The following is a 3,787-nucleotide window of genomic DNA, read 5'->3' on the forward strand; positions in this document are numbered from 1 at the left end:
ATAACGTGAGCCGTTGAAATGATGGTAGACTCCTCGCGCTTGGAACGTTTGATTCTTATAAGCCAGCCCAGATTTACTGTTCTTCCATGCAAAACCATCCCAGATATCATTAGTTCCCTTGATGCTTACATATTTACCGTAATCTTGATGAATCCCCTGATTACCTGATGCTATCTGAATGTCCTTTTCATGAATATAACCTAACCAATTTTGATTATCTTCAATCGAGTAATAACGCTCCTCATTTTTAATTATAATCGATTCCTTTATGTGTATGGTTTTATTTATCAGATCATATTGATCAGAAATATCATATTCCAATTCTTTATCACTAAATAATTGATAATTACTAGTTATTACGGTCCCATATATGTTATATTCGGTCAAGATGCTACGGTCAGAATCTTTTGAAGTTTCTTTTTCCTCAACATCTTGACCCCATTCAAAAGATTCCTCCATCTCTGTATCCGCGCTACTACCTAAATCAAATTCCGCAGACTCACTATTTATGACTTCCTCTGATTTATAAGAATGTTCTTCAGCACTTGATAACTTTTCAATATCGCTACTATTCATCGGCTCTTTGTTTTCTGATTCCATACTATCTGTCTGGACAACAGTTCCCTCTGAATCATCCCAAGCAAAAGCTATTACTTCTGCACTCAACAAACAATATACTAATAGAACCAAACCCCACAAACAAATATATATTTTGACTTTTTTCAATTTTAACACCCCTTATTCCGTTAAAATAATAAACCTTTCATCCAAACCGAAGTCTGATAAAAGGTTTCTTTTTATATTTTAGTTCCAAAAACTTTCTCTTCCTTTAGGACCCCTATGGAAATTTTAAAAATCCTCTAAGTATCGTTGTCAGTATAAACTAACTGAGAATAACATTAATTTACAAAACTCGAGTGCTATTATCGAATTTCATTTCAAAATTCCACATATCTCGACACATATCTTCGATTGTCAATGTGGTTTTCCATCCTAATTCATCATTTACTTTGGTAACATCTGCAAAACAAGTTGCAATATCACCACTCCGTCTACGGACTATCTTATACGGGATTTTCACACTATTTACTTTTTGAAAAATAATGATAATTTCTAACACAGATGTTCCTTTTCCAGAACCCAAGTTATACGTATGAACTCCAGATTCTACTAGCTCTAATGCCGCTACATGACCTTTTGCTAGATCAACTACGTGAATATAGTCTCGTACACCTGTTCCATCAATTGTATCATAATCATCTCCAAAAATATCCAGTTGTTTCAAATCTCCTTTTGCTACTTTAGTAATATAAGGCATTAAATTGTTCGGAATACCATTAGGATTTTCTCCAATTAATCCACTTGGATGCGCACCTACAGGATTAAAATAGCGTAAAATAGATATCGCTAGCTTCGGATTTATTTTTGCAATATCTTTTAAAATTCTTTCTCCCATAGTTTTTGTTTCTCCATATGGGCTGGTTGTTTCTTTTAAATCTAACGTTTCTCGAAGTGGAGAATCTTGATCGCCATACACTGTAGCAGATGAACTAAAAACAAACTTACCTACACTAAATTCTTGTGCTAATTTAATAACAACCATGGTAGACACTAAGTTATTTAAATAATATTCTATTGGTTTTTCTACCGATTCCCCTACAGATTTAAGTCCTGCAAAATGAATAATACCATCAAATTTATTCTCTTCGAATACTTGAGTCAACGCTTCTTCATCTGTTAAATCAATCTGATAAAACGGAATCGATTGTTTTACTAATGTCTCTAGATGGCTTAAAACTTCTATTTTTGAATTTATTAAGTTGTCGACAATTACTACTGTATGACTATTCTCAATTAATTCCACAACAGTGTGACTTCCAATAAATCCCAGTCCTCCTGTGACTAGTATATTCATATCAATCTCCAATCTCATTAAAATATAAAATAAATATCTATCATTAAAATTCATCAATATTTTAATAATAGAATATTTATATCTCTTCCACTATTTTTTTCAAATATTTAATAAGTTCTTCTTTAACTTCCGGATGCTTCAAACCATATTGAATATTTGCCTCTAACATGCCCATCTTATTACCTACGTCATAACGAATACCTTTGAACTTATGCGCAAAGACTCGCTGGGTTTTATTTAAAGTATCGATTGCATCAGTTAGTTGAATCTCCCCCCCGATTCCAGCTTCTTGATTTTCTAAAATTTCAAAAATTTCTGGTTTCAATAGATAACGACCAATAATCGCTAAATTGCTTGGTGCATCTGCTGGTTTTGGCTTTTCGACGAAATGACTCACATCGTACAATCCTTCAGAAACTTCTTCATTTGGTGCAATCACACCATACTTATCCGTATCCTCATGTGGTACTTCCATCACAGCTAATGCCGATGCTTTCGTTGTATCATAAGTATTAATCAATTGCTTTGTCAAAGGTACTTCATCCTCCATAATATCATCTCCTAACATCACGACGAATGGTTCGTTACCCACGAAAGCTTTTGCTTGTAATACAGCGTGACCCAGTCCTAATGGACGTTTTTGACGAATAAAATGAATATTAATGCCTGTCGTTTCTTCCACAAGAGCTAATAACTCATCTTTGCCTTTTGAAGCAAGATTTTGCTCTAATTCCACGTTTGCATCAAAGTGATCCTCGATTGGACGTTTCGCTTTTCCTGTTACGATAATAATATCTTCAATCCCAGATTCAATCGCTTCTTCGACGATAAATTGAATCGTTGGTTTATCGATAATTGGTAACATCTCTTTGGCGATTGCCTTTGTTGCTGGTAAAAATCTCGTTCCCAAACCAGCTGCTGGAATGACTGCTTTACGTACTTTCAATTTAAATAGCTCCCATCATATAACATAAGAATATTTTAGATGTATTAAGCTTCTAAAATATCCGCAATTTTCTTACAAGCATCGCCATCACCATATGGATTACTTGCCTTGCTCATTTTTTTGTATATTTCTTCATCTAAAAGCAATTCTTTAAAAGACGAGTAGATAACCTCTTCATCCGTTCCCACAAGTTTTAGTGTTCCAGCTGCAATTCCTTCCGGACGTTCTGTTGTATCTCGCATCACAAGAACAGGCTTTCCTAAACTCGGTGCCTCTTCTTGTACGCCACCACTATCAGTCAGAATCAAGTAAGATTGAGCCATAAAATTATGGAAATCCAATACATCTAAAGGTTCAATAATGCGAATACGATCATCATTTCCTAAAATTTCATTTGCTGCTTCTCGAACCGTTGGATTCATATGAATCGGATAAACAACTTTAATATCTGGTGTCTCGTCAACAATTCTCTTAATTGCACGGAACATATGACGCATTGGTTCACCTAAGTTTTCTCTTCTGTGGGCCGTAATCATAATTAAGCGACTACCTTTTGCCCATTCAACATGCTCATGTGTATAATCTTCTTTAACTGTCGTACTTAAGGCATCAATCACTGTGTTCCCTGTTACAAAAATATTTTTTTCATCTTTTCCTTCTTGCAATAAATTTTTTTTTGATTGCTCCGTTGGTGAAAAATGATATTTTGCAACCAATCCTACTGCTTGACGGTTAAACTCCTCTGGAAAAGGTGAATAAATATTATGTGTTCTCAAACCTGCTTCCACATGTCCTACAGGAATTTGTAAATAAAAACAAGCTAGCGATGTCACAAAAGTTGTTGAAGTATCTCCATGACGGTGTTTGTCAATATAGTTGTCGTATCTTTATTTTTCAATTATTCAAAAGAAAAACCTCCTTACAGT

2 protein-coding genes and 2 pseudogenes are annotated in these 3,787 nt (G+C 34.5%); all 4 read right to left on the reverse strand.

The features are described from left to right. A pseudogene (locus ACFO3L_RS04825) lies at window positions 1–726 on the reverse strand (hypothetical protein); the annotation flags it as partial. Window positions 727–904: 178 nt separating this feature from the next. Beyond that, window positions 905–1,915 (reverse strand): UDP-glucose 4-epimerase GalE, encoded by a 1,011-nt coding sequence (gene galE, locus ACFO3L_RS04830; protein ID WP_379964407.1) that lies wholly within the window; start codon window positions 1,913–1,915, stop codon window positions 905–907. Between the two features lie 76 nt (window positions 1,916–1,991). After that, window positions 1,992–2,861, reverse strand: a complete 870-nt coding sequence (gene galU / locus ACFO3L_RS04835; protein ID WP_379964409.1) for a UTP--glucose-1-phosphate uridylyltransferase GalU — start codon at window positions 2,859–2,861, stop codon at window positions 1,992–1,994. Between the two features lie 44 nt (window positions 2,862–2,905). Continuing rightward, a pseudogene (gene wecB / locus ACFO3L_RS04840) lies at window positions 2,906–3,718 on the reverse strand (non-hydrolyzing UDP-N-acetylglucosamine 2-epimerase); the annotation flags it as partial. Window positions 3,719–3,787: the final 69 nt, after the last annotated feature.

This window comes from Enterococcus eurekensis, from assembly GCF_042654605.1.
In the GTDB taxonomy this organism is placed as follows: domain Bacteria; phylum Bacillota; class Bacilli; order Lactobacillales; family Enterococcaceae; genus Enterococcus_I; species Enterococcus_I eurekensis.